At 36.8% G+C, this 25,429-nt stretch carries 29 protein-coding genes; 26 read left to right on the forward strand and 3 right to left on the reverse strand.

The window, feature by feature from the left end:
• The first annotated feature begins 7 nt into the window (after positions 1-7).
• Genes pstC through phoU form a run of 4 tightly spaced genes read left to right on the forward strand, consistent with a single transcriptional unit; the run spans position 8 to position 3,612 of the window.
• Entirely contained in the window at positions 8-949 is a 942-nt protein-coding gene (gene pstC / locus DW761_RS05900; protein WP_117516792.1) for a phosphate ABC transporter permease subunit PstC, read from the forward strand.
• A complete protein-coding gene (pstA, locus tag DW761_RS05905) occupies positions 946-2,190 on the forward strand; it encodes a phosphate ABC transporter permease PstA (RefSeq protein ID WP_233513038.1) in 1,245 nt (414 codons plus the stop codon). The genes pstC and pstA overlap by 4 nt, the downstream gene beginning before the upstream one ends.
• A gap of 12 nt (positions 2,191-2,202) precedes the next feature.
• Positions 2,203-2,961: a phosphate ABC transporter ATP-binding protein PstB gene (gene pstB, locus DW761_RS05910; RefSeq protein WP_243205886.1), complete on the forward strand. Its 759-nt coding sequence runs from the start codon at positions 2,203-2,205 to the stop codon at positions 2,959-2,961.
• A gap of 12 nt (positions 2,962-2,973) precedes the next feature.
• Positions 2,974-3,612, forward strand: coding sequence for a phosphate signaling complex protein PhoU (gene phoU / locus DW761_RS05915; protein WP_117516794.1), 639 nt, complete (start codon positions 2,974-2,976; stop codon positions 3,610-3,612).
• Between the two features lie 26 nt (positions 3,613-3,638).
• Here the strand turns inward: phoU and DW761_RS05920 are convergent, their stop codons facing one another.
• The gene (locus DW761_RS05920) at positions 3,639-5,321 is read right to left on the reverse strand and encodes a Na/Pi cotransporter family protein (protein ID WP_117454750.1); all 1,683 of its coding nucleotides are present in this window, start codon (positions 5,319-5,321) and stop codon (positions 3,639-3,641) included.
• A 198-nt stretch (positions 5,322-5,519) separates the two neighbouring features.
• Between DW761_RS05920 and ybeY the strand changes: the two genes are divergently transcribed.
• From ybeY to DW761_RS05965, 9 genes are all read left to right on the forward strand, one after another.
• Positions 5,520-5,987 carry an rRNA maturation RNase YbeY gene (ybeY, locus tag DW761_RS05925; protein WP_117454749.1) on the forward strand — a complete coding sequence of 156 codons (468 nt, stop codon included), beginning with the start codon at positions 5,520-5,522 and terminating at the stop codon, positions 5,985-5,987.
• Positions 5,956-6,312 carry a diacylglycerol kinase gene (locus tag DW761_RS05930; protein ID WP_117516796.1) on the forward strand — a complete coding sequence of 119 codons (357 nt, stop codon included), beginning with the start codon at positions 5,956-5,958 and terminating at the stop codon, positions 6,310-6,312. Before ybeY ends, DW761_RS05930 begins: the two co-directional genes overlap by 32 nt.
• Positions 6,312-6,716 (forward strand): cytidine deaminase, encoded by a 405-nt coding sequence (cdd, locus tag DW761_RS05935; protein ID WP_117516798.1) that lies wholly within the window; start codon positions 6,312-6,314, stop codon positions 6,714-6,716. Before DW761_RS05930 ends, cdd begins: the two co-directional genes overlap by 1 nt.
• Entirely contained in the window at positions 6,713-7,612 is a 900-nt protein-coding gene (gene era / locus DW761_RS05940) for a GTPase Era (RefSeq protein ID WP_117516800.1), read from the forward strand. Before cdd ends, era begins: the two co-directional genes overlap by 4 nt.
• Positions 7,605-8,339, forward strand: coding sequence for a DNA repair protein RecO (recO, locus tag DW761_RS05945; protein WP_117516802.1), 735 nt, complete (start codon positions 7,605-7,607; stop codon positions 8,337-8,339). Before era ends, recO begins: the two co-directional genes overlap by 8 nt.
• Before the next feature lie 319 nt (positions 8,340-8,658).
• On the forward strand, positions 8,659-10,041 hold the full coding sequence (locus tag DW761_RS05950; RefSeq protein ID WP_117516804.1) for a glycine--tRNA ligase: 1,383 nt from the start codon (positions 8,659-8,661) through the stop codon (positions 10,039-10,041).
• An 18-nt stretch (positions 10,042-10,059) separates the two neighbouring features.
• Positions 10,060-11,826, forward strand: coding sequence for a DNA primase (dnaG, locus tag DW761_RS05955; protein WP_117516806.1), 1,767 nt, complete (start codon positions 10,060-10,062; stop codon positions 11,824-11,826).
• Positions 11,827-11,831: 5 nt separating this feature from the next.
• The gene (rpoD, locus tag DW761_RS05960; RefSeq protein ID WP_117454742.1) at positions 11,832-13,022 is read left to right on the forward strand and encodes an RNA polymerase sigma factor RpoD; all 1,191 of its coding nucleotides are present in this window, start codon (positions 11,832-11,834) and stop codon (positions 13,020-13,022) included.
• 1 nt (position 13,023) lies between these two features.
• Positions 13,024-13,683, forward strand: a complete 660-nt coding sequence (locus DW761_RS05965; RefSeq protein WP_117454741.1) for a tRNA (adenine(22)-N(1))-methyltransferase — start codon at positions 13,024-13,026, stop codon at positions 13,681-13,683.
• Positions 13,684-13,694: 11 nt separating this feature from the next.
• Here the strand turns inward: DW761_RS05965 and ispH are convergent, their stop codons facing one another.
• Positions 13,695-14,603 (reverse strand): 4-hydroxy-3-methylbut-2-enyl diphosphate reductase, encoded by a 909-nt coding sequence (ispH, locus tag DW761_RS05970; protein WP_117516808.1) that lies wholly within the window; start codon positions 14,601-14,603, stop codon positions 13,695-13,697.
• Between the two features lie 182 nt (positions 14,604-14,785).
• Here ispH and DW761_RS05975 point away from each other — a divergent pair, with 182 nt between their 5' ends.
• From DW761_RS05975 to DW761_RS05985, 3 genes are read left to right on the forward strand one after another with little or no spacing between them, the layout of a single operon-like run.
• Positions 14,786-16,147 (forward strand): DEAD/DEAH box helicase, encoded by a 1,362-nt coding sequence (locus DW761_RS05975; protein WP_117516810.1) that lies wholly within the window; start codon positions 14,786-14,788, stop codon positions 16,145-16,147.
• Complete coding sequence (locus tag DW761_RS05980) at positions 16,144-17,025, forward strand: deoxyribonuclease IV (protein WP_117454738.1); 882 nt, start codon at positions 16,144-16,146, stop codon at positions 17,023-17,025. The genes DW761_RS05975 and DW761_RS05980 overlap by 4 nt, the downstream gene beginning before the upstream one ends.
• Complete coding sequence (locus DW761_RS05985) at positions 17,025-17,558, forward strand: GNAT family N-acetyltransferase (protein WP_117516812.1); 534 nt, start codon at positions 17,025-17,027, stop codon at positions 17,556-17,558. Before DW761_RS05980 ends, DW761_RS05985 begins: the two co-directional genes overlap by 1 nt.
• Before the next feature lie 33 nt (positions 17,559-17,591).
• Here the strand turns inward: DW761_RS05985 and ispG are convergent, their stop codons facing one another.
• Positions 17,592-18,662 (reverse strand): flavodoxin-dependent (E)-4-hydroxy-3-methylbut-2-enyl-diphosphate synthase, encoded by a 1,071-nt coding sequence (gene ispG, locus DW761_RS05990; protein ID WP_117454736.1) that lies wholly within the window; start codon positions 18,660-18,662, stop codon positions 17,592-17,594.
• Positions 18,663-18,802: 140 nt separating this feature from the next.
• Between ispG and DW761_RS05995 the strand changes: the two genes are divergently transcribed.
• The 10 genes from DW761_RS05995 to DW761_RS06035 all read left to right on the forward strand — a co-directional run bounded on the left by DW761_RS05995 (position 18,803) and on the right by DW761_RS06035 (position 25,412).
• Positions 18,803-20,899: a peptidoglycan D,D-transpeptidase FtsI family protein gene (locus tag DW761_RS05995; protein ID WP_117516814.1), complete on the forward strand. Its 2,097-nt coding sequence runs from the start codon at positions 18,803-18,805 to the stop codon at positions 20,897-20,899.
• 65 nt (positions 20,900-20,964) lie between these two features.
• Entirely contained in the window at positions 20,965-21,114 is a 150-nt protein-coding gene (gene rpmG / locus DW761_RS06000; protein ID WP_002609076.1) for a 50S ribosomal protein L33, read from the forward strand.
• A 41-nt stretch (positions 21,115-21,155) separates the two neighbouring features.
• Positions 21,156-21,773 carry an MBL fold metallo-hydrolase gene (locus DW761_RS06005; protein ID WP_117516816.1) on the forward strand — a complete coding sequence of 206 codons (618 nt, stop codon included), beginning with the start codon at positions 21,156-21,158 and terminating at the stop codon, positions 21,771-21,773.
• Positions 21,774-21,860: 87 nt separating this feature from the next.
• A complete protein-coding gene (locus DW761_RS21365; RefSeq protein ID WP_117516818.1) occupies positions 21,861-22,853 on the forward strand; it encodes an ATPase, T2SS/T4P/T4SS family in 993 nt (330 codons plus the stop codon).
• Positions 22,744-23,799 carry a type II secretion system F family protein gene (locus DW761_RS21795; RefSeq protein WP_117516820.1) on the forward strand — a complete coding sequence of 352 codons (1,056 nt, stop codon included), beginning with the start codon at positions 22,744-22,746 and terminating at the stop codon, positions 23,797-23,799. The genes DW761_RS21365 and DW761_RS21795 overlap by 110 nt, the downstream gene beginning before the upstream one ends.
• Positions 23,800-23,821: 22 nt before the next feature.
• Positions 23,822-24,124 (forward strand): competence type IV pilus major pilin ComGC, encoded by a 303-nt coding sequence (gene comGC / locus DW761_RS06020; protein WP_117453617.1) that lies wholly within the window; start codon positions 23,822-23,824, stop codon positions 24,122-24,124.
• A complete protein-coding gene (gene comGD / locus DW761_RS06025) occupies positions 24,114-24,497 on the forward strand; it encodes a competence type IV pilus minor pilin ComGD (protein ID WP_158553756.1) in 384 nt (127 codons plus the stop codon). The genes comGC and comGD overlap by 11 nt, the downstream gene beginning before the upstream one ends.
• Entirely contained in the window at positions 24,487-24,651 is a 165-nt protein-coding gene (locus tag DW761_RS20975) for a hypothetical protein (protein ID WP_158552228.1), read from the forward strand. The genes comGD and DW761_RS20975 overlap by 11 nt, the downstream gene beginning before the upstream one ends.
• Entirely contained in the window at positions 24,623-25,018 is a 396-nt protein-coding gene (locus tag DW761_RS06030) for a prepilin-type N-terminal cleavage/methylation domain-containing protein (RefSeq protein ID WP_158553757.1), read from the forward strand. Before DW761_RS20975 ends, DW761_RS06030 begins: the two co-directional genes overlap by 29 nt.
• Positions 24,951-25,412, forward strand: a complete 462-nt coding sequence (locus DW761_RS06035; protein ID WP_147323310.1) for a hypothetical protein — start codon at positions 24,951-24,953, stop codon at positions 25,410-25,412. Before DW761_RS06030 ends, DW761_RS06035 begins: the two co-directional genes overlap by 68 nt.
• The last annotated feature ends 17 nt before the right edge of the window (positions 25,413-25,429 follow it).

Consider the following 25,429-nt stretch of genomic DNA (forward strand, 5'->3'; position numbering starts at 1 on the left):
TGATTGTATGAAATCGTATGTTAGAAGTTTTATCAGTACAGAGAAAAACGCAAAAAAGCTGAAGAAAGATCAGCATATGCGTTTGATGTTTATGCTGGCAGCACTTATTTCCTCAAGTGCAATAGCCATCATTATTATTTTTATTAGTATAAAAGGTATTCTTCCATTCCTTCCTGATTACACATATGGACAGGTAGATCTTGTTGGGTTTTTAACAGGTACATTATGGCGAAAGGATCAGGGTATTTATGGGGTAGGATTTATCATCATCAATACACTGGTGTCTGCATTTGGTGCATTATTATTGTCATTTCCTTTATCCGTTTTGACAGCTTTGTTTATCGCAAAGATCGCACCTAAAAAAGTAGCGGAAATCATGACAACGGTCATTGAATTATTAGCCTCCATTCCATCGGTAGTATATGGGGTATTTGCTTCTGGTACGATTACCGTATTGGTATCAGGTCTGGCACAAAAGTTTCATTATATTACAGCTGGAGGTAGTTCTTTACTGGCTGTTATCCTGTTGCTTGCCATTATGATTTTCCCAACGATTACATCTTTATCTATTACAGCGATACGCTCTGTTGGAAAAGAGATTGAAGAAGGCAGTCTGGCATTAGGTGCAACAAAGACACAAACCAATTTTAAAGTAATTCTAACCAGTGCAAAATCAGGAATCTTTGCTGGTGCGATATTAGGTATTGGGCGGGCATTTGGAGAAGCTACTGCTGTGGCAATGGTTGCGGGCAATAAAATGTTTGGACCAACGCTGAATCTGTTTGATACCACACGTACCCTGACAACCACGATGTTAGCTGGATTAAATGAAACAACTGGATTGGATTATGATATTCGTTTTTCAACTGGTCTTGTATTAATGGCAGTCATATTATTAAGCAATTTATTATTGAATTATGTCAAAAAGAAAGTAGGGAAGGTGCAATGATGAACACTCAGTTGCAGAAAAAGAAACGAAAAATCAAAGATGGTGTCCTAAATGGCGTTACATATTTCTCCAGTGGTCTAAGTATCTTTATCCTGATTGCTATCTTTGTGTTTATCTTTTCTAAAGGCTTCAGTTCTTTGGGAATGCATCTGTTGACAGGCAATTATTGGTCTAAAAGTTATTTAAGCAGTGTGGAAGAAACCAAAAACATGCCTGCTGTTTATGAAAGACCAGATGATTTAAACAAGGATGTCAGCTTTAGCACAAAGTGGGGTGTTGGCTTTGTGGATGCCAAGGATCAAAACAAAGACAATGTGATTCTGGTGGAATATATAGCTCCCCAATCACCATTTCAATATATGATCGATGACAGTATCAAAGATAAAACTGTTACGATGAAAGCTGAAACTGGTTATCAGGTGGAAAAGCTTGTGTATGTGAATGAGCATGGCACAAAGATGAGTGCGGGTAAACTGTTTGGTCAAAATGCTTCCCAATTAACTACCGTTCTTGATCAAAAAGCTCAGCAAATATCTCAGGTATTCTTTAAAACACCAGGAGGTGGAATCAAAGGAAGTATCATTTCCACCATATGGCTGATCATTATATCCATGTTAATTGCTTTACCACTTGGTGTAGCATCCGCCATCTATCTGCATGAATATGCACCTAAAAACCGTCTAACTGCTTTGATTCGCAGTGCGATTGAAATGTTGACAGGTGTTCCAAGCATCATCTTTGGTTTGATGGGCGTTGTGGTGTTGTTTCCAATCACACAGCTGTTTGGCGCAACGACTTCCAATATATTGTTAGGTTCCTTTACAATGTCGATTATCTTATTGCCAACGATTATCCGCTCTACGGAAGAAGCATTAATCGTTGTACCACAATCTTTACGTGATGCCTCCTTATCTATTGGCGCAAACCAATCCCAGACGATTTTTAAAGTTGTGCTGCCTTGTGCGATACCTGGAATATTGACAGGTGTATTATTAAGCATTGGGCGTGTAATAGGCGAAAGTGCAGCGTTGATCTATACCATGGGAACTTATGTGAATGATACCCCAACCCTTACATCACAGGGAACTAGTCTGGCTGTTCATATTTATAATATCATGAGTAGTGAAATGCCGAATTTTGAATTAGCAAGTGCAATTTCGATTGTGATCTTAGTATTTGTACTTATATTGAATATTATTGTGAAGTTATTAAGCAGGAAATTAAATAAAGCCTGGTATTAGGAGGAAATGAAAATGAATGATACCATCTTTCATGTAAAAGATTTGAATTTATATTATGGAGAAAAACACGCATTAAAAGATATTTGTATGGATATAGAAAAAAACAAGGTAACGGCATTGATTGGCCCCAGTGGATGTGGGAAATCAACGTTTCTTCGCTGTTTGAATCGTATGAATGATTTGATTGACGGCTGTAAGATTGAAGGAAAAATAGAAATTGATACAACCGATGTGTATGGTGATAAATTAAATGTGGTAGATTTACGTACAAGGGTGGGCATGGTATTTCAAAAGCCTAATCCATTTCCAATGTCAATCTTTGATAATATCACATATGGACCAAGATGTCAGGGAATCAAAAATAAGAAGGTGTTATCTGAAATTGTAGAGCAGTCTTTAAGAAAGGCAGCTTTATGGGATGAAGTAAAAGATCGTTTGCATGATAGTGCCTTTGGATTAAGCGGTGGACAGCAACAGCGTTTATGTATCGCAAGAGCGATTGCCATGGAGCCTGAAGTCATTTTGATGGATGAGCCAACCAGTGCACTTGATCCCATAGCCACAAGCAAGATTGAAGATTTGATTGAGGAATTAAAAAAAGACTATACAATCGTCATCGTAACACATTCCATGCAACAGGCATCACGTGTAAGTGATCGTACTGCCTTCTTCTTGATGGGAGAAGTGGTGGAGTATGACAAAACCAGTACGATTTTCCAGCAGCCAAAAGATAAACGAACAGAAGATTATATTACAGGAAGATTTGGATAGGAGATAAAACATATGGTAAAAATTGATAAAGAGTTAAACGAGATGGAAGAAAATATCATCAAGATGGGAAACAAAGTCATTTTGATGCATACCGCTGTGATGGATGTGTTAGAGCATCCAGATAAAGAAAAGGAATTAGAAATCATCCAAAGTGATGATCGAATCAATCATTTAGAAGAAGAAATCAATGATCAGGCCATTACATCCTTGGCATTATTATCACCTGTCGCAAGTGATCTTCGCAAAGTGATTGCGGCAATTAAGATTGCCAGTGAATTGGAGCGAATTGGTGATTATGCGAAAAATATTGCGATTTTTATGATCAAGCATGAAGAACTCGATGAAAATATCAGAGAATATGCGAGAAGCATGGAGAAGGAATTCATTGCCATGCTGGAAAATGCAATCACCTGTTATATGAATGCTGATGTAGAGGCTGCATTTGAAATACCGGAGCAGGATAAACAAATCAATACATTATTAAAGGAAACCAAGCATAATGTTACCAAACAGCAGGAAGAAGCATTACTGGAGCATGTATTTGAAATCAGCAGTATGTTAAGAAACATTGAACGAGCAGGGGATCATGTCAAGAATATTTGTGAACATGTGATTTATATGGTAAAAGGACAACACTACGATTTTGGGTAAAGAAAAAGGAAAGCGAATATGCTTTCCTAAATTTTTTCTTCTAATTCTTCATGTAAAGGTAAATCATCGTTGGTTTCTTTTACGATATTCCAGATATGATCACCAATACGTTCTAATGTACCCAGGATATCTACATAAATACCTGCGGCAACACTGGAATTACAGGAATTATCTGCCATACGTTTGAAATGGCGCTGTCTGGCTTTTTCTTCCACCAGGTCAAGATAATTTTCTTTATCTGTAATAACTTTTATAATGTGTTCTTCTCTTGATGAGAAGTACTGTAATGCCAATTCATTCATTTCTAATACAGTGTCATACATTTCATTTACATCTGTGATGGCATCACTTGAGAAGATACCTTTATCATCATATGCCAGTTCATAGAATTCATTCAGATTCATGGTTAAATCACCAACACGTTCAATGTTTTTGATAACCTGTAAGTTTCCAATAAATTCATCTGTATCATGTTCACTTAAGCTGTTATGTGCTATACTCATCAGATAACTTGTAATCTTACTGTCTAGTGAATTGATAGCATCCTCATATTGGCGGGATACATCTTTATACTTGCTGTTTTGTTTATTGAAATATTTTTGACTTTCTTTTAAACAGTCACTGGCAAGTTCACCCATTTTAATCGTTACCTGTTTACTGACAACCAAAGCTCCACTTGGCAAAGAAGCCGCAAGCTGTGGGTCAAGTGCATTGAAATCTACTTCAATACGTTCTTCGCTTTCACCAGGCATGATACGTTTGATCAAATTGACCATCTGATTGATAAATGGATATGTCAGAATGGAAATTACCAGCGTACGTATGATATGCGCGATCGCAATCTGCATCATTGGAGATACATTGTATGTATCAGCAAGATACTGTATGAAATCTACATATGGATTCAACAACAGCATAAACAATAATGCACCAATCACATTAAACAATACGTTGAAGAAAGCACTTCGTTTTGCCGCAAGGCTGCCTCCAATAGAAGCGAATACAGCTGTAACAGTCGTACCAATGTTACTTCCAAATACAAATGGAAGTGCTGCTGCCAAAGTCATTGCCCCTGAATCATAAATCTTCTGTATGATTCCAATGACGGCACTACTCGATTGTACGATACCTGTCATGATCGTACCACACAATAAGCCAAGCCATGGCTGATCTGCCATCGTTGTCGCAAGATTTTCAAAGAAATCCAGCTGTCCTAGCTTACTTAACTCATCGCCCATTAATCGAAGTCCAAAGAACAGTAAACCAAATCCTAAAATAATTTGTCCAAGATAGGTCTGTTTCTTTCGACTGGAGAACATGGTAATCAAAACCCCAAGGAACACAAAGTAGAGGGCAAGTGTTTCTACCTTCATACCAATCAGGAATGCAGTTACCGTTGTACCAATATTGGCACCGATAATGATCCCGATGGATTGTTCCAACGTCATTAGCCCTGCACGTACAAATCCAATCGCTATGGCACTTGTTGCACTACTAGACTGAATAAATACGGTGATCAGAGCACCTACAAGAATCCCTTTCCACGGTTTGTTCGTGTATTTGTCGATATAATCTCTTAATTTTTCACCTGCGATGCTTTTCAATCCATCTCCCATGAATTCAATACCAAATAAGAAGAGGGCAAGCCCACCGATGATGAAGTCCCAGCTGATGTCCGCAGACATCGAATTGGCTGCTATATGTAACATATAAAACCTCCTGTAAAAACTTACATCGGTATAATTTTAACATTTTCTTAACAATCTGTATACCTTTGAAAAACAAATTAATTTTAATTTTGAAGATTTTTTTATCAGGAATGACTTTTTGCGGTATCTTATGTTATACTTTATACAGCGAAAAAAGATGGTTTTTACCATAAAAGAATGGTGTAGATGAGGTGGATTATGGAAATCAATATAACAAATCAAAGCTCGCAGAAAAAATGGTCAAGATACAAAAAAGACTTCTTATTGATTGCACAACGTGCCCAGGAAGTATTAAAACTGGAAGATGAATACAGCATGTCTGTTATTTTTGTGGATCCTGAAGAAATTCATGAAATCAATAAAACATATCGAAACATTGATCGACCAACCGATGTCATCAGTTTTGCACTGCGTGATGAAGCAGATGATTATGAAATGATGGAAGAAGACAATGAACTGGGAGATATTTTTATCAATATACAGGCAATCGTTGATCAGGCAAGTGAATATGGACACAGCATGCGTCGTGAGGTATGCTTCTTATTTACACATGGATTATTGCATCTGTTAGGCTATGATCATATGTGTGAAGAAGATGAAAAGCAAATGTTTGCGTTACAGGATGTGATCTTAGATGATATCGTTCCTAAAAAAATACGTAAATAAATTCCGTTATGCCTTTGGTGGCCTGTTTCATGGCATTACACATGATCGAAGTATCTTTTTACAGTGTCTGATAACCGTTTGTGTTATCATTGTATTTGCTTTTTTCCATTTAACAATGATAGAATGGGTAATCGTACTGATACTGATTGGTTCCATTATCGCATTGGAATTTATCAATAGCGCAATTGAAACGATTGTGGATTTCATCTCTCCAGAATATAACGAAAAAGCTAAAATTATGAAAGATTATGCCGCAGCAGCGGTGCTTGTGATGTCCATTGTGGCAGCTGTAGTTGGATTGATGATTCTGAAAGGAAAACTATGATGAAGGAAGAATATAAAGATTTGATAGAACGTGCATTTTCCGCAATGGCACATGCCTATGCACCCTACAGCAAGTATCATGTAGGGGCCTGTATCAAAACAAAAGATGGAAATTTTATTCCAGGTGTCAATATAGAAAATGCATCCTATGGATTAACCAACTGTGCTGAGCGCAGTGCAGTATTTGCGGCATATTCCTTAGGCTATCGCAAAGAAGATATAGAAATGATTGCGATTGTTAGTGATGGAGAGAAACTTGCAGCTCCATGTGGTGCCTGTCGTCAGGTACTGGTTGAACTGCTTGAAGAAGATACCCCGATTATCTTAAGCAATCATAAAGAAGAAAAGGTAACCAATATAAAAGAACTGTTGCCAATGTCATTTACAAGTGAGGATGTGTTATAATGTATCGTTCAGGATTTATATCAATTATCGGCAGACCGAATGCTGGAAAAAGTACGCTGTTGAATGCAATCGTTAACCAAAAGGTTGCGATTACAAGTAATAAGCCGCAAACAACCAGAAATAATATTTCTGGTATCTTAACAAGAGAAGATGCCCAGTTTATTTTCATTGATACACCAGGCATTCATAAGCCCAAACATGAGCTGGGAAAGACATTGAATAAAAATGCATATACTGCTATCGCAGAAGCAGATGTAAATTTCTGGATGGTAGATGCGACCCAAAGCTTTGGACCTGGAGATGAATTTATTCTTGAAAAAATCAAGACCAGTCATATTCCATGTTTTCTAATCTTAAATAAAATTGATTTATTGGGAAAAGAAAAACTAATCAAAGTTTTACAGGAATGGAAAGAGCGTTATGCATTTGCGGAAATATTCCCAATCAGTGCATTAAAAAAAGATAACATTGATCAGTTATTGGAAGTAACCAAAGGATACTTAAACGAAGGTCCACAATACTTTCCTGATGATATGATTTCTGATCATGGGGAACAATTCCAGATTGCGGAAATCATTCGTGAAAAAGTGTTGTATAAAACTGAAGAAGAAGTACCGCATTCTGTGGCGGTGGTCATTGAAAAGAAAGAAGAAACCGATACGAAAATCTTCATTCGGGCTCTGATTGTTGTGGAGCGTACTTCTCAAAAATCAATTCTGATTGGTAAACAAGCCGAAATGATTCGCAAAATTCGTCTTGCGGCACAAAAGGAACTGAAAGAAAAGTTCCAGAAAAGGGTAGAGTTGGAATTATATGTTCGTGTCGAAAAGAACTGGAGAAATCGTTCCAGCAAATTACAGCAATTAGGATATCTGGAACTAGAAGAGGATGAATGATGCTTTTTGTGGCATTGTGATTGAATATCGGGAATATCGGGAACATGATGCTCTTCTATCTGTATTACGTGATGATGGTGTTATTATAAAGATATCTGCCAAAGGTATTCAGAAAGTAAAGAGTAAGAATGCTCCGGCATGTCAACTGTTTACTTATTCCCGCTGGTATTTGAATTATAGAGAAACTAGCACAATGCAAAGTTTAAAAAGCGCAGAGATCTTAGAAAGTTATCGCCATATCCGTGAAGATCTGATCAAACAATCGATTGCGGCATACTTCTGTGAAATGATCTTATACAGTCACTTTGAAACTCCATTTGCTTTTGATTTATTAAAACATGCGCTTGATATATTAAAAAGTCAGGATGATCCCATGGTGATCTTATGCTTGTTTCAGGTAATCGTAAATCGAATGCATGGTATCGAAATGCAATGTGATGGCTGTGTACGATGTGGCACAACCAAAGGCATCTACGCAATTTCTTTAAAAGATGGTGGTTTCATTTGTAAAATGTGTGCAAAAGGCTATGATAAAGTGTATTCCAGCAAGGATTTAAAATGTTTTCGCTTATTGAATAAAGCCCAGTTAGAGCATTATAATATATTAAAGGAAATTGGCGGCTTTCGCTTTGAACACTTTGAACAGCTGTATGCATTCTTTGAAGAATATGCAGGTATCCCAATCAAAAGCATTCAATTTTTGAGGATATTAAAAGATATGTCTTAAGACAGGAAAATGGGTTTTATCGTTTTCTTGTCTTTTTTATGTAGAAAAAGCACAACATCGTGTATGTACGCAGATCAAAGTCATCTAAGCCACACCATTTGACGTACCTATGACAGTTGAAAATTGAAGAAAATCTATGCAGAGGAATCGAAGGGAAAGGATTTTTAGCTGAAAATCCTTTTTTTTCGTTACAAATCGTATAAATCATTGACATTTGACAAAATTAAGTGTTATATTATAGTGTATTCTTGTAACTATTTTATAGTTTGATAGCATTCGATATGAAGGATGCGTTTTTTTCTGAAAGGGGCATAACACAATGAACGAAAAACTATTTGATACAGTCGTAGCCCATGCGAAAAACAGTGGCTTTGTATACCAGGGTTCAGAAATCTATGGTGGATTGAGCAATACCTGGGACTTCGGCCCTTTGGGTGTAGAATTAAAAGAAAACATTAAAAAAGCCTGGTGGCGTAAATTCATTCAGGAATCTCCATATAATGTGGGTATTCAGTCTGCAATTTTAATGAATCCAAATGTCTGGGTAGCCAGTGGACATGTTGGCGGTTTCTCTGATCCATTGATGGATTGTAAAGAATGTAAGTCAAGATTTCGTGCTGACCAGCTGATTGAAGAAGCAACAAATGGTGAAGTCAGTGTAGAAGGCTGGAGCAATGAAGCTATGGCTGATTTTATCAAAGAACACAATATCGCTTGTCCAAAGTGTGGTGCACACAACTTTACGGATATTCGTCAGTTTAACCTGATGTTTAAAACATTCCAGGGTGTTGTAGAAGATGCGAAAAATACGATTTATCTACGCCCAGAAACAGCACAGGGTATGTTTGTGAATTTTAAAAATGTTCAAAGAAGCATGCGTAAAAAACTGCCTTTTGGTATCGGACAAATCGGGAAAAGCTTCCGTAATGAAATTACACCGGGAAACTTTATTTTCCGTACACGTGAATTTGAACAGATGGAACTGGAATTTTTCTGTAAACCGGGAACTGATTTAGACTGGTATGCTTATTATAAAGAAAACTGTATGAAATTTTTGACAGATCTTGGCATTGAAGCTGATCATTTACGTTTCCGTGATCATACACCAGAAGAATTGGCATTCTATTCAAAAGGTACCTGCGATATCGAATATAATTTCCATTCACAGATTGGATGGGGAGAAGTATGGGGTATTGCTGATCGTACGGATTATGATTTAAGACAACATCAGGAAGCAAGTAAGAAGTCATTAGAATATCTTGATCCTGAAACAAATGAAAAATATCTTGCATATTGTATTGAACCAAGTGTTGGTGTAGAACGTTTGTTCTTAGCATTTATGTGTGATGCATATGATGAAGAAAAACTGGAAAATGATGATATACGTACTGTTCTTCATTTACATCCATTCTTAGCACCGATCAAGGCATGTATTCTGCCATTAAGCAAGAAACTAAGTGAACAGGCAATGGAAGTATTTAAGCTTTTGGCACCTGTTGGCTATTGTGATTATGATGAAGCAGGAAGCATTGGTAAACGTTATCGTCGTCAGGATGCGATTGGTACACCTTTCTGTATCACTGTTGATTTTGAAACAGCAAATGATAATTGTGTGACTGTTAGAGAACGTGACACAATGAAACAAGAACGCGTCAATATCAATGATTTAGTTGCATACATTGAAGAACGTATTAAACTTTAAGAAAGCAGGGTGGCTTGATTGGCTCGTTTAAGTGAACAGGAAATCAATCAAATCCGTAACAAGGCAGATATCGTTGATGTCATTGGACATTATGTTACGCTAAATCGTAAAGGAAAAGATTATCAATGCGTCTGTCCTTTTCATGACGACCATTCACCATCCATGAGCATATCCACAGAAAAACAGATCTATAAATGTTTTTCATGTGGTGCCGGAGGAAATGTTTTTACCTTTGTTAAAAACTATGAAAAGATTTCCTATATTGAAGCTGTAAAAAAAGTGGCAGACTATGCAGGGGTAAGCTTATCCGTTGATTTAGATCTGCCACAAAAAAAAGTTGATCCCTACAAAGAAGCATTATATAAAGTATGTAGTGATACTATTGAGTTTACGCATTATCAATTGGATACACTGGATGCGAAAAGAGTGAAGGAATATCTTCAAAAGCGAAATATTACAGAAGATATTATAAAGAAATTCTCAATTGGCTTTAATCCGCCAGATGATGCCTTATATCATTTTCTGCATAAGAAGAAGCATTCTGATGAGAATCTGATCAAAGCAGGCGTTGTCCGTTTGACCAGTGGCGGGTATCATGATGTATTCCAAAATCGTATTATGATTCCCATTCATGATGCAATGGGAAATCCGGTTGGTTTTACGGCAAGACGACTGTTAGATAGTGATGAAGCAAAATATATCAATACCGGAGAAACAGATATCTATAAAAAAGGTGATCTGATATTTAATTACCATCGTGCAAAACCTTTGGCTAGAAAAGCAGGAACTGTCTATCTGGTGGAAGGTGCCATGGATGTTTTAGCTTTTGAAAAAGTAGAAATATCAAATGCTGTAGCAACTCTTGGTACCGCCTGTACAAAGGAACAGATTCAGCTGTTAAAAATGATGCATGCGGAAATCACCGTTTGTTACGATGGAGATAATGCAGGGAAGAATGCCACTTATAAATTTGGTAAGATGGCAATTGAGCATAAGCTTCCTTTTGTCATCGTAGATAATAAAACAGGTCTTGATCCTAATGAAATTATCGATGCTTATGGCAAGGAAGAATTAAAAGCACTGGTCAATAAGACCATCTCATGGATCGACTTCCTTTTTGAATTTTTATTGACACGCTATAACCTGGATAATTATTCTCAGAAAAAAGATTATGCCATGGAGATAGCATCAGAAATCGCTAAGTTGGAAAATGATTTTGAAAGAACGAATTATTATGTCCGCTTGCGTGAATTAACCGATTTTGATATGCAGGTGAACCAGGTGGAAGCACCTGTAGAAAAGAAGAAAACCGATTATGTGAAACGTACGTTTTTGACATTTCCAAAAACGAAACGGGGACATGCGGAATATGAAATACTTTCACAAATGATGAATGGCATTGCTGCCTGTAATGTCTTTAAAGAAGATCTTGGCTTTTTAAAGGATGATGTCAGTAATAAACTGGCCATCTATATCATTGATTATTATCGTACACATGATGAAATCTTGGTCGCAGACTTACTGGATGTCATAAAGGAGCAGAATGTAAAAAATCTTCTGCTGGAGATAGCTAGCTGGGAGCTGGCCAGAAAAGAAGTGAACATTGATGTACTTCATGAAGCGATTGCCAATGAGAAAGCCAGCTTGTTAGAGGATCAGATTCATATGATCAATTTGAAAATCAAAGAGCTTCATGATCCTTTAGAAAAGGCAAAACTGGCCGATGAACGAAATAAACTGATTATTGAAAAAGAAAAATGGATACAAGCAAGTGGAAGGAAGTAGATACTATGGCGAAAAAGAAAAAAGCAACCGTATTACCAGAATATAAAACCCTGGATGCAATCAAAGAAGAATTAAAAGAATCCTATGATTTGACACATGTTCTGGAACAGAAAGATGTGTTGGATGCAGTGGAACATCTGGATATGACAGATAAAGAATATGATGATTTATTAGAATGGTTTAAAGACAATGATATCGTAATCAGTGATGAAGATGACGTAGATATTTTAGATGATGATATTGTAGCTGTTGATGATGAAGATTTAGACTTTTTAGATGATGCAGACGAGGATGAAGATGATGCTTTGGCAAGTGATATTGAATCTTTAGAGCAATCATTTGCAAATTCCTCTCATACAAAGATCAATGATCCGGTTAAAATGTATTTAAAGGAAATTGGTCGTGTAGAACTGTTAGACCCTAGAGAAGAACCTGAAATTGCCAGACGTATTCAGGCTGGTGATGAAGAAGCCAAGAAAAAACTGATTGCAGCAAACCTTCGTTTGGTTGTATCCATCGCGAAGAAATATGTTGGCCGTGGCATGTTGTTCTTGGATTTGATTCAGGAAGGTAACATGGGTTTAGTAAAAGCAGTAGAAAAATTTGATTATACCAAAGGATTTAAATTTTCTACATATGCGACATGGTGGATTCGTCAGGCGATCACAAGAGCAATCGCTGATCAGGCAAGAACGATCCGTATTCCTGTACATATGGTAGAAACGATTAATAAATTAACACGTATCCAGCGTCAGTTGGTTCAGGATTTAGGTCGTGATCCTTCCGCGGAAGAAATTGCAGCCAAAATGGAAAACATTTCTCCAGAAAAAGTACGTGAAATCCAGAAAATCGCATTGGAACCAGTATCTTTGGAAACACCAATTGGTGAAGAAGATGACTCTCACTTAGGTGATTTCATTGAAGATAAAGAAGCATTATCTCCAGATGAATATGCAAACAACCAGTTGTTGAAGGATGAAATCAACAATGTATTACAGGGACTTACAGAACGTGAAGAAAAAGTACTGCGTTTACGTTTTGGCTTATATGATGGAAGAACTCGTACCCTTGAAGAAGTTGGTAAAGAGTTTAACGTTACACGTGAACGTATTCGTCAGATTGAAGCAAAAGCTCTGCGTAAATTGAAACATCCTACAAGAAGTAAACGTTTAAAGGACTTTGTTGATAAACCTTAGTATGGCAGGTAAAGTACGTTTACAGGCGATTTTTGATATGATTCAGCCTGGATTAGTGATTGCAGATATTGGGTGTGATCATGGACTTTTGCCAATTGCTTTGGTAAAACAGGGCAAATGTGAAAAAGCATATGCCTGTGATGTTCGTATTGGACCACTTTCAAGAGCAAAAGAAGCAATTGAAGAAGCAGGTCTGCAGCATCAGGTAATTCCCATTCTATGTGATGGCATGTCACAAATAGGAGAAGATGTGAATGGTGTCGTAATAGCCGGTATGGGTTTTGATACCATCAAACATATCTTATCTCAGGATTTAAAAAAATGTTCTAAATTCAAACAAATGGTGATCCAGTGCAATGGTCACGTGGATGAATTTCGTCAATGGTTAAGTGATCATGGATTTAAGATCGATGATGAGCGTATTGTAAAAGATTCTCATTATTATCAACTGATTTCCATGCATAAAGAAGAAACAACACCACTTACGAAGGAACAATGCTTATTTGGTATCTATACCAAAAAAGATCCATTATTCAAAGAATATTGGCATTATATCTATGAGAAAAAAAAGGTGATCTTAGATCAGTTGTCACCATCTCATGAAAATTATATGAAAACAAAGGCATTAATGGATAGGATAGAAAAAGCGCTGAATGAATAGTTTCAGCGCTTTTAAATGATTTTTTGAATATCAATTTCTGGTTTTGTTAAACCTGGTTCATAATTTTCTAAATACGCAATGACCTGAGCAGTTAAATACGTAGGCGTACTAGCACCAGATGTAATCGCAACTTTAGTTTTATTTACTAATTGCTCATCAAAAATGCCATGAACATCATCAATCAGGTATACATCAGGAATACCCGCATCCTTTGCGATGGCAGCCAATCGATTAGAGTTGTTAGAATGTGCATCGCCTACAACATATAACACATCAATTTGCTGCTGTTTTAAATCCGCAACTGCCTGTTGGCGAATTCTTGTCGCATTGCATATTTCTTCACAGAATTCAGCATTTGGATATTGCTTAGCGATACTTTGAAACAATGCATCAATATCAAAAATGGACATTGTGGTCTGATTGGTCACAAAAATCTTTGTATTTTCTGGCATATCAGGAATATCACGCTCGCAGGTAATCAGATGTACATGTTCATCCATGCTCAATACTGCTTCCGCTTCTGGATGATACTTTTTTCCTATATAGAAAATCTCGCTGCCTTTCGTTAATGCATCTTTTACGATATCCTGCGTTTTCACAACATCTGGACAGCTGGCATCCACGCAGATCAAGCCTTTTGCCCTTGCTTTTTCAATTACCTGTGGAGCGATACCATGGGCTGTGAAGATCACAACACCTTCATCTATTTGATCTAATAATTCCATTCTTGTTTTGGTTTTATCATCAATCGGCTGAATATGCAGTTGCTTTAATGCTTCCATAACATAAGCGTTATGAACTAACATTCCCAGTACATAAATTGGCGTATCGGGATATTCCTGTGCTGTTTTTTTTGCTAAAGCAATGGCACGGGTTACGCCTTTACAATATCCTCTTGGTGTAACTTTTATAACTTCCATGTTTTTCACCTCGTGTTTATTATATCCTATATCCTGCACATATGCCTAGCATTCTATGAATGAAAAATTTATTTTTATGATAAAATAGAGATATCAACAAAAAAAGGATTTACTTTACAAGTTTATGAAATCCTGTATAATGAAAGAGCTGATTTTAGAATTGTAGAAATGGAGGCGATACAATGAGTTATCGTGATTATATGTTTAAAGAAACAACAAAGAAGTTCTTAGAGTTGGAAGGCTTTTTAGAACCTACACCTATACAAAAAGAGATACTGCCCCTTGCCTGTAAAGGTAAGGATGTCATTGGTATCAGTGCGACTGGAAGTGGAAAAACCCATGCTTTTTTAATCCCTGTGATGGAACGTGTGGATACATCCATCGATCGTATTCAGGCAGTCATTACAGCACCTACAAGAGAACTGGCTTTACAGCTGTATACCCGTACAAAGAATATGCAGGAAGCAGATCCAACCTTACGTATCAAATTGATTACTGGCGGTATGGAAAAAAGTCGAATGAATGAATCCTTAAAGGTTCAGCCACATGTTGTCATCGGTACACCTGGAAGAATCAAAGATTTATTTTTAAATGAGAAAACCCTGCGTGTAGAAAGTGCAGATATGCTGATTGTTGATGAAGCGGATATGACATTGGAATTTGGCTTCTTAGAAGATATCGACGCAATGGCTGGAAGAATGAAGAAAAATCTTCAGATGATGAGTTTTTCTGCGACGATGCCAAATGCTTTGAAAATCTTTTTGAAGAAATATATGACACAGCCAGCAATGGTGCATATCGAAGATGCAAAACAGTTTCATCCACAAATCGAGCATGTGCTTGTGCCATGTACTCCTTTGAATTATGAACAGAAACTAATGGAAATCTTACCAACTTTTACACCATACGTATGTTTGATTTTCGCAAATACAAGAGAACAGGCCGCAAACATAGCTTCTTTGATGCGTGATGCAGGATATCCATTAATTGAATTACATGGTGATTTAACAAGCCGTGAACGTACAAAGGCAATGAAAGAACTGGAAAATATTCAAAAGCCTTATGTTGTAGCAACCGATATAGCTGCCAGAGGAATTGATATTGATGGAATCAGTCATGTTATTTCTTTAGGTTTCCCAAAAGAATTAGATTATTATATTCATCGTTCAGGAAGAACCGGACGTGCTGGTAAAAAGGGAATCTGCTATGCCTTATATCAAAAACAAGATGATCAAATGATCCGTGCACTGGAAAAACGCGGCATTCATTTTGAACATCGTTCTTTGAAGAATGGCAATTGGAATGCATTAGAACCATTACATAAGAAAAAAGTAAAAAAAGATGATCCTTTAGAAAAAGAAATTTCAAAGATCGTTGCTAAGAAAAAAAAGAAAGTAAAACCAGGATATAAAGTGAAACGTAAACAGGAAGTAGAAAAGTTAAAACGTAAAGCAAAACGTTCCATTATTCAGGAAGATATCCAGCGTCAAAAGAAAGAACGTGCGAAGAGCAAACAGCTGGAAAGAAGGAGAAATGAAGAATGAAAATAGGTTCTCATGTATCCATGTCTGCGCCTGAATATGTATTAGGTTCTGTCAAAGAAGCTCTTCAATATGGGGCAAATGCACTCATGCTGTATACTGGCGCACCACAAAATACCAGAAGAAAACCAATGCAGGAATTACGCATTGCAGAAGCTTTAGAGTTGATGAAACAATCCGGTATTGAGGAAAGCAGTGTCATCGTACATGCACCTTATATCATCAATCTGGCGAACTGTCTAAAAGAAGAAACCTTTCAATTAGGTGTAGAATTCTTAGAAAAAGAAATCAAACGTGTACAGGCATTACATGCGACAACCCTTGTTCTACATCCAGGTTCTCATGTAAAAGCAGGAGAGGAAGCTGGTCTTGAAAAGATTATTCAAGGATTAGATGAAGCAATGCATGACATGCAGGATGTGCATATTGCTATAGAAACCATGGCAGGCAAGGGCAGTGAAATCGGATATACATTTGATCATATCGCCTATTTGATCAAGCATGCAAAATATGGTGATCATATAGGTGTTTGTATGGATACCTGTCATATCCATGATGCTGGTTTTGACTTATCAGATTTTGACGCAATCTTAGATGAATTTGATGAAAAAATCGGCCTTGACCGCTTATTATGTATGCATATCAATGATTCAAAAAATATCAAAGGTGCGAAGAAAGACCGCCATGCAAATATTGGCTTTGGCGAGATCGGATTTGATAAATTATGTACCATCGTACATCACCCACGTGTAGCACATGTCGTAAAAATCTTGGAAACCCCATATGTAGATGGACATCCACCTTATAAATATGAAATTGCGATGTTAAAAAACAAAGTGTTTGATGAACATTTATTGGATAAAATCATTGAGGAAGCATAATGGAAATCAGACAGCTGGATCAAAGTTATCAGGGAATGCCTATTCACTTTGTTGTAAAAACAGATGGCTATTTCCATGCGGATATTAAACAGACAAATGATCAATTTGGTGTAATCTTTCACTATACACCATTTTCTGAACAGAAAATATATCACTTTGATGATGTTTTGATGAGTGAATGGCTGAATGAGCCTATTGTCTATGGTGCATTTGAACAAAATGAATTTGTTGGCTTTGTGGAATTGAATAAAGAATGGAATCAGCGTTTACGTATAACCAACATTTTTGTGAAGGAAGAAAAGCGACATGATGGCATAGGCACGATATTGATGAAACATGCAAAAGCATATGCCTCATCACAAAATATGCGAGGCATTGTTTTAGAAACACAGTCCTATAATGTACCCGCCATTCGTTTTTATCAAAAACATGGCTTCCTATTTTTAGGATGTGACTTATCTGCCTTTTCCAATGAAGATGTCAAGCATCAGGAAATACGCTTAGAAATGTGTTATCAAATGAAAAACAGTTGAGCTACAATATGTAGTTTCAACTGTTTTCTTCTTTTAATCATTTTTATGTTCTTCTTCAAAAGCCAGAATTTCTTGTTTTAAACGTTCTACGATTTCTTCTTGTGGAAGTTTTTCAATAATTACACCTTTTTTAATCAACAAACCTTCTTTTTTACCACCGGCAATAGCAATATCCGCATGTTTTGCTTCACCAGGACCATTGACTGCACAACCCATAATCGCTACATTTACATTACAGTTGACCGTTTGTAGAAATTTTTCAATTTCATCTACAACAGGCTGCATATCCCAGGCAGTTCTACCACATGTTGGACAGGCAATCAGATTTGGTACTCCTTTTAATAAACCACAGCATTTCAATAATTGTTTTACAATCGTGATTTCATTCACCGGATCGCCATTGACACTGATACGAATGGTATCCCCAATACCTTCATTTAACAAGGTACCCAGCGCCATACTGCTTTTTATCGCAGAACCAATAAATGTACCAGCTTCTGTAACACCTAGATGAAGTGGATAAGGGAACGTTTTACTTGCTAGTCGATATGCATCAATGCAAAGCAATGGATCACTGCTTTTAAAAGATAAGCAGATGTCATGGAAATCTAAATCCTCCAAGATTTTTACGTGGCGTTTTGCACTTTCCATCATGCCTTCTGCTGTTGGTTTGCCATATTTTTCATGAATATCCTTTTCTAAAGAACCACTGTTGATTCCAATACGGATAGGGATATGATGCTCCTTACAAACTTTAACGACCGCTTCTACATTTTCCTTCGCACCGATATTACCAGGATTCAATCGAATCTTATCAATGCCATGTTCAATAGCAGAGATTGCCAAACGATAATCATAATGAATATCCGCAACGAGTGGAATATGTGTTCTTTTTTTGATTTCAGTAATTGCTTTTGCATCTTCTTCATCTATGATTGCCATTCTTACCAGTTCACATCCAGCCTTTTCCAGTGCTAAAATCTGATTGACTGTGGCATCCACATCAGATGTTCTAGTATTACACATTGATTGAATCACTACCTTATTTTGATGACCAATCGTTAAATTACCTACATGTATTTCTCTTGTTTCATTACGTTTCATGTTTTCACCTCGTGGTTTCATTATAACAGTGTTAAATAGGAAATTCAATGAAGAAAACAGAAATGAAAACCTTACAAAATTCTGAACTTGTAGCAACTCAAAATCATTTATGATATACTAAAGGACAGGAGGTGAATGCCTTGTTAAGAAATCCATTTCGTGACTTGGATCAAAAAAAATTAAGACGCAGCTCTGATGCGTTAAAGACGCAAAATGATTATTATAAAATCGTAAATAAACGAATTGGTGTCTTTGCACTTGTGATTATACTGGTATTCTCAATTGTAGTAGTACGCCTTGCATTCTTACAGATACGAGGAGAAGAAACCTACACTGCAAAGTTAGAAAGCTATACAAGTAAAAAACAGACAGACATGACACCACGTGGTATGATTTATGATCGTAATGGGAAAGTTGTTGCTGGAACTGTATCCGCATTGAATATCACATATTTTCCACCAAAGAACACGACAAGTGATGAACAGTGGGAGTTGGCACAAAAATTTGCGAAACAGTTTAAAACCAATCATGATCGTTTTACACTAAGCGATTATCAGGATGCCTATTTATATTTACATACAGATGCAAATGGTAAAAAAGATAATGGAAACAATTTGCTATCAGGTGATGAATTAAATCTTGGCAGCGCTGATGCAGAAAAACTAAAACGTGAACGTATCACGCAGGAGATGGTAGAAAAAGAATTTTCTGAAGAAGATTTAAATGCCTATGCAATCTTTGGTGCGATGCGTCGTGCCCCAAGCAGCCAGTTAAAAGTTGTTTTGGAAGATGTAGATAAAGAAATCGTATATTATCTGGAAGAACATAAAGATGAATATCCAGGATTTGATGTCGATATGGGTGGCTGGAAACGTGAATATCCATATGGATCAACATTTAGAGATGTATTAGGTGGTGTATCAACCAGTGTACAGGGAGTACCTAGTGAATTAAAAACGTATTATGAAGCAAAAGGTTATTCCATGGTCGATCGTGTTGGAACCAGTGGACTTGAAAAGCAATACGAAGATCTATTAACAGGTACACGTAAAGTCAGTGAAATCACATATGATGAAAACGGCATTGCTGTTTTAAATGAAATCAACAGTGGTAAAAAAGGCTATGATTTGCATATGAGCATTGATATCGAACTACAGAAAAAAGTTGATGATGTCCTTGAGAAGGTTTTAAAAAATGCAAGCAATGACAGCCGTCGACAGTATTTCAAAAATGCGTATGTGATCTTGATAAATCCACAAACCGGTGAGATTTATGCGATGAGTGGAAAAGCAAAAGGGGACGATGGCAAAATCACAAATTTTGCGACTGGTAATTATAAAGCTGGTGTTGTACCTGGATCTATTGTGAAGGGTGCGACAGTATACATGGGACTTACGGAAGGTGTCATTGACGCAAACACCATATTTATAGATGCGCCAATTGAATTCAAAGGATCTCAGAAGAAAGCATCTTATCAAAATCATGGTCCAGTCAATGCGGTAAAGGCTTTATCTGTATCCAGTAACGTGTATATGTGGTACACGGTTATGGCATTAGCTGGTGTAAACTATGTGCCAAAAGGCCCATTGATTGTAAATGATTATGCAGGAATTGTTCGTTTGATGCGTTCTTATTATTCTATGTTTGGATTAGGCACAAGTACAGGATTGGATGTTCCTGATGAAACATCAACTTCATTTGTTGGTAACAGTACCGATGTCGGTAAATTTTTGGACTTTGCGATTGGACAGTATGATCTTTACACACCAATTCAGATTGCACAATATGTATCCACGCTTGCCAATGGCGGCAAGAAAGTACAGCCAAAGCTTGTGAATACAGCTACAGAAGTCAATAGTGATTATGTGGTATATAAAAATGAAACAACAATTCTTTCAACATTAAAAGGCAAAGAAAGCGATTTAGATGTTGTTAGAGCAGGATTTCATCAATGTGTTTTAGATGGTAACTGTGGTGGCGCAATCAAAAGTTTACCTTATGATATCGCTGCGAAAACAGGTACTGCCGAAAGTGCAGAACATGGTGGTAAAACAACCAATGCGGCTTTGATTGGATGGGCACCATATGAAAACCCAACATTAGCTTTTGTTTGTTTAGCACCGGATTCAGATACCAATATAGGTACGAACCTTGCAGGTAATATCTGTTATCAGGAAATTATGCCAGAAATCATTCAAGATTTCTTTAAAAAATATCCAATTGACAAGAAAGATTAAAAAGTATTAGCATTTTCCGATATTGTATGTTATAATTTTCTAGCACTAGTACGAGGAGGGTCAACATGAGAGATAGAATTACATTCAAATGTTCAGAATGTGGCGAAGAAAACTACATTGGAACACGTAATAAACGTAAAAATCCAGAACGTATGCAAATTCAAAAATATTGCCCACGTTGTAACAAGAAAACTTTACATAAGGAGAAAAAATAAGAAGGGCCAAAGACTTGGTCTTTTTTATTATGTGAAATGATATGAAAAAGATAGAAACATATGTATTAGGTATGGTGCAGGTAAACTGTTATGTACTATGGCAGGATAATCATGTATTGATCATTGATCCAGGAACTGCCTCTTCAAAATTGATGAAAGATATTGATGATCGAGGCGGTATTGTAGATGGCATCGTTTTGACACATGGACATTTTGATCATATTGGCGGTGTTGATGCGTTGGTAGAGCATTATCATTGTCCGCTCTATATGAATGCATGGGATAAAGATATGTTGCAGGATGCGTATTTGAATGCTTCTGGAGCAATGGGACTTCCTGAAATCATTGTGCATACAAAACCACAGTTCCTAGATGCAGGTAAGCATACAATTGGCGTGTTTGAATTTCAGTTTATTTATGCGCCAGGACACAGCAGTGGCTGCAGTATGATTTTATGGGATGAAAATCTGTTTAGCGGGGATGTTTTATTTGCGGGAAGTATTGGCAGAACAGATTTGCCAGATGGTGATATGGGCAAAATGCGAAATAGTTTACGTATATTCAAAGATTTAGATCCATCTATTAAAATTTATCCAGGGCATGGTCCTGTGACTGACTTGAGATGGGAATTACAACAAAATCCGTACTTAAATATGTGAAAATGAAGGAATTTTAAAATTTCTTCATTTTTTTTAGGATTTTCACCTCCTTTTTACGTATATGTATTAATAGGAGGTGATTTTTTTATGCAAGAGAAAATGAATCAAATGCTTCGTCTTGCGCAACTGCATCATGCGACAGATATTCACTTCGTCATGAAGAAGGAGAAACTGTCGGTTAGTATGCGCGGGCTGTATGGAATGGAGGAAATCTATTCACCAGCCCTGGATGCTTCTTTATTTCATTATTTGAAATATTTAAGCAATCTAGATTTAGGAAATCTCAGTGTGCCCCAGAGTGGAAATTTTCAGTACACATATGAGGGGAATCTGTTGTATTTTCGTTTTAGTCTGTTAACAACTCTACATATGCAGACTGCTGTGCTTCGTATATTAAACAATCACAGTGAAATTGAATTAAAAGATCTTACCAAAGATCAAGCCCAGCTGCAAAGCTTTATGAACTGGACCAAAATAAGGAGTGGTTTAATCGTGTTATCTGGTCCCACCGGCAGTGGAAAGACAACCACTCTGCATGCAATCTTACATCAGATTGCTAATGATCATCATTTACAGGTCGTATCTTTAGAAGATCCTATTGAAATCTTTGATGACAGCTATCTACAATTACAGATCAATGAAAAAAACAATTTTTCTTATGAAGAGGGAATCAAGCAGCTCATGCGACATGACCCAGATGTCATCATGATTGGAGAGATTCGTGATCCAAGCAGTGCCAGGATGTTGCTTCGTAGTGCTCTTAGCGGACATTTGATTTTCACAACGATACACGCAAAATCCTGTAGTGAAGCAATCAAACGATTAAATGAGTTTGGCTTAAGCAATGAAGAATTAACACATACGCTAAGTGCAATCGTGAATCAGCGCTTATATCCATCAGCGAACGGAAAGGGGAGAGTATGTATTTATGAAATCATGGAAAAAGAAGAACTGCAGTACTGCCTTGCCCATGGACAAAGCAAAAAAACTTATCGAGATATATCTGCCAACATTTGCGCTGCTGTTTCAAAAGGGTGGATCAAAGAAAAAGACGCATCCTACGATCTTGTCACTGAATGAACAAGAGTTTTATTTTCTAAGTGAACTATTGAAAAAAGGATATCCTTTGCTGGAGGCTTTATCCTTTCTGAAAAAGGATGAGGAAAAGGTGAAAGCAGCATTGGAGAATGGACAAAGTATACAGGATATATTTTTAGCTCACCATAAAGGGCGCTTCTATATGCATTTTGCTTTCTTTTTAGAAGTGTCATCTTTGGCAGATGCGATAGAAAGTGCGTTACATATGATGTCTTTTGAGAAAAACATTAAGAAAAAGTTAGTGAAGCAATGCAGTTATCCCTTGTTTCTTCTGGTATTTGCTTTTGTGATTCTGGTGTTTTTTTCACGCTTTATCATTCCCCAAATGTTAAACAGTTTTGATGCTGGAGATGATTTTCAGTTGCTGATATCTTTATTATCCATACTACAATACGTGTTTTACTTGTTTCTGGCGATGGTTTTATGTTTGGCGGGTTTCTTTCTGTATGGAGCTTTTCGCCCACGCAAACAAAGCGTATGGCTTTATCAGCACCACCAGCATATTCCTTTATTGAAAGATATTTTATCTTACCAGCTGTCTGGCTATCTTTATGAACTGGAGGCCAAAGGTATCTCCACCAAGGCCGCCTTTCATTATCTGCTGCATTTAAAGAATACATCTATACTGCATCATTTTATGAAGGATATGATCTTCGCTTTGGAAAGTGGTGCCCAGTTACATGAAACCATGGAGAAAAGCACACTGTTAAGTGACGCATTTAAACAGATGTTTTTTATTGGCGCCCATAACGACAATATCTGTGAAATGATGAAGCTGTTTATGAAACAACAGGAACTGTATTGGGAAAAACTGATTAAAAAAGCCGGTATGGGGATTCAATGCCTTGCTTATGCGTTTATCGCATGTATGGTATTAAGTGTTTATCAGATCATGTTAATTCCTTTACAAATGTTAGATACAATGTAGAAAAGAAAGAGAGAACATACATATGAAAAATAATACAAAAGGTTTTACGATTTTAGAGATGATGATTGTTTTATCCATTATTGCACTGGTATTTTTATTAACACTCCCTAACATTCAACAGAAAGAAAAAATCATTCGTGATCAGGGATGCAATGCTTTACAAAAAGTAGTGGACGGACAAATTTTGCTTTATGAAGTAGACAACTTGACACCTCCCTCCAGTATGAATGATCTCATACGCAAAGGATATTTAAAAGAATCACAGAGAAGATGCCCCAGTGGGGATATGATAGAAATCGTCAATGGTGAAGCACGTGTCAAATAAAGGCTTCACTTTGATGGAAATGCTGGTAGTACTATTTGTGATCAGTATGCTGGTGGTTATTTTTCCATTGATTAAGCCACAGAAACAAATTCAATTAGGATATGAAATGCAGACAATCAAACAGCTGCTGTTACAGACACAAATATCAGCAGTAAACGAACACAGGGAAAAGATGGTGAAAATCTCCTCTAATTCCATGCTTTATGATCATAAGCGCTATACCTTTGTGGATGGCATGGATTGTGCTCCTACAACCCTTTATTATTATGCAAATGGAAACGTCAGTCAGGCTAAGACCATTCGCTGTAACTGTCAGGGTAAACAAAAAAGTTTGGTTATAGAACTTGGAAGTGGTGCCATTTATGTCCGATAACAAAGGGATGATTTTAATAGAAACTCTGTTATTGTTTGTGATCGTTTCGATTTTACTGCTGATTATGACTTCCTGCATCTTATCTTTACATCAATTGAATGATACCGAAAGGGGATTGTATCAAAATGAAGAAATACAAAGGCTCTATGAATAATGGATTCACAATGGTTGAAGTGCTGGTGGCACTTTCCTGTTTATCTTTATGTCTACTTTTATTTAGCGGAGTTTGTGGCTTACTACAAAAGGCATCCGATGATACCCATCAAAATGATGATATCATCGCCATACGGCAGTTACGAATGCTGTTTGCACAGGGATATGACATGCAGTGCGGCAATCAAGAGTGTACCTTTCGTTATCATGATTCAGATATCACATTAAAATTGCATAATCACCGGCTTGTGAAAACACCAGGATATGAAATCTTTATAAAGGATATAAAGGAGGGATATTTTGCACAAGAAGGAAATTGTATCACATTCCACTGGAATAAGCAGGAAACGACGCTGTATTGCGAATAAACAGGGCTTTGTGTCTATTTACGCACTTGCTGTTTTATGTATTATTCTATCCTTTGTGACCTATTGTGTCATGAAAACACAAACTACAGCGTTATTGATAAAACAAAGCAAACAGCATATCATTGAGTTATATTGTATCCATCAGGCAAAAGATAAGTTAAAAGAAACTTTGACAGAGGAAAAGGAAACCAGTGAAGAATCAAAAGAAACTGATTTAGATGAACAATCTTTGAAGGAGGTAGAAAGAGTAACAAAGAATTATCAGGGCACAACAATAACTTTTAGCTATACAAAAGAAAGCGTAAATATCAGCTATCGTTTAAATCATATAACCTATGCTATGGACATTTATGTAAATGAACAACATGAAATAATGGATATCCGCTATACATAGGCATAAAACAAACAAAA

The sequence above is a fragment of the Absiella sp. AM29-15 genome, from assembly GCF_003434225.1.
GTDB classification, from domain to species: Bacteria; Bacillota_I; Bacilli_A; order Erysipelotrichales; family Erysipelotrichaceae; genus Hoskinsella; species Hoskinsella hominis.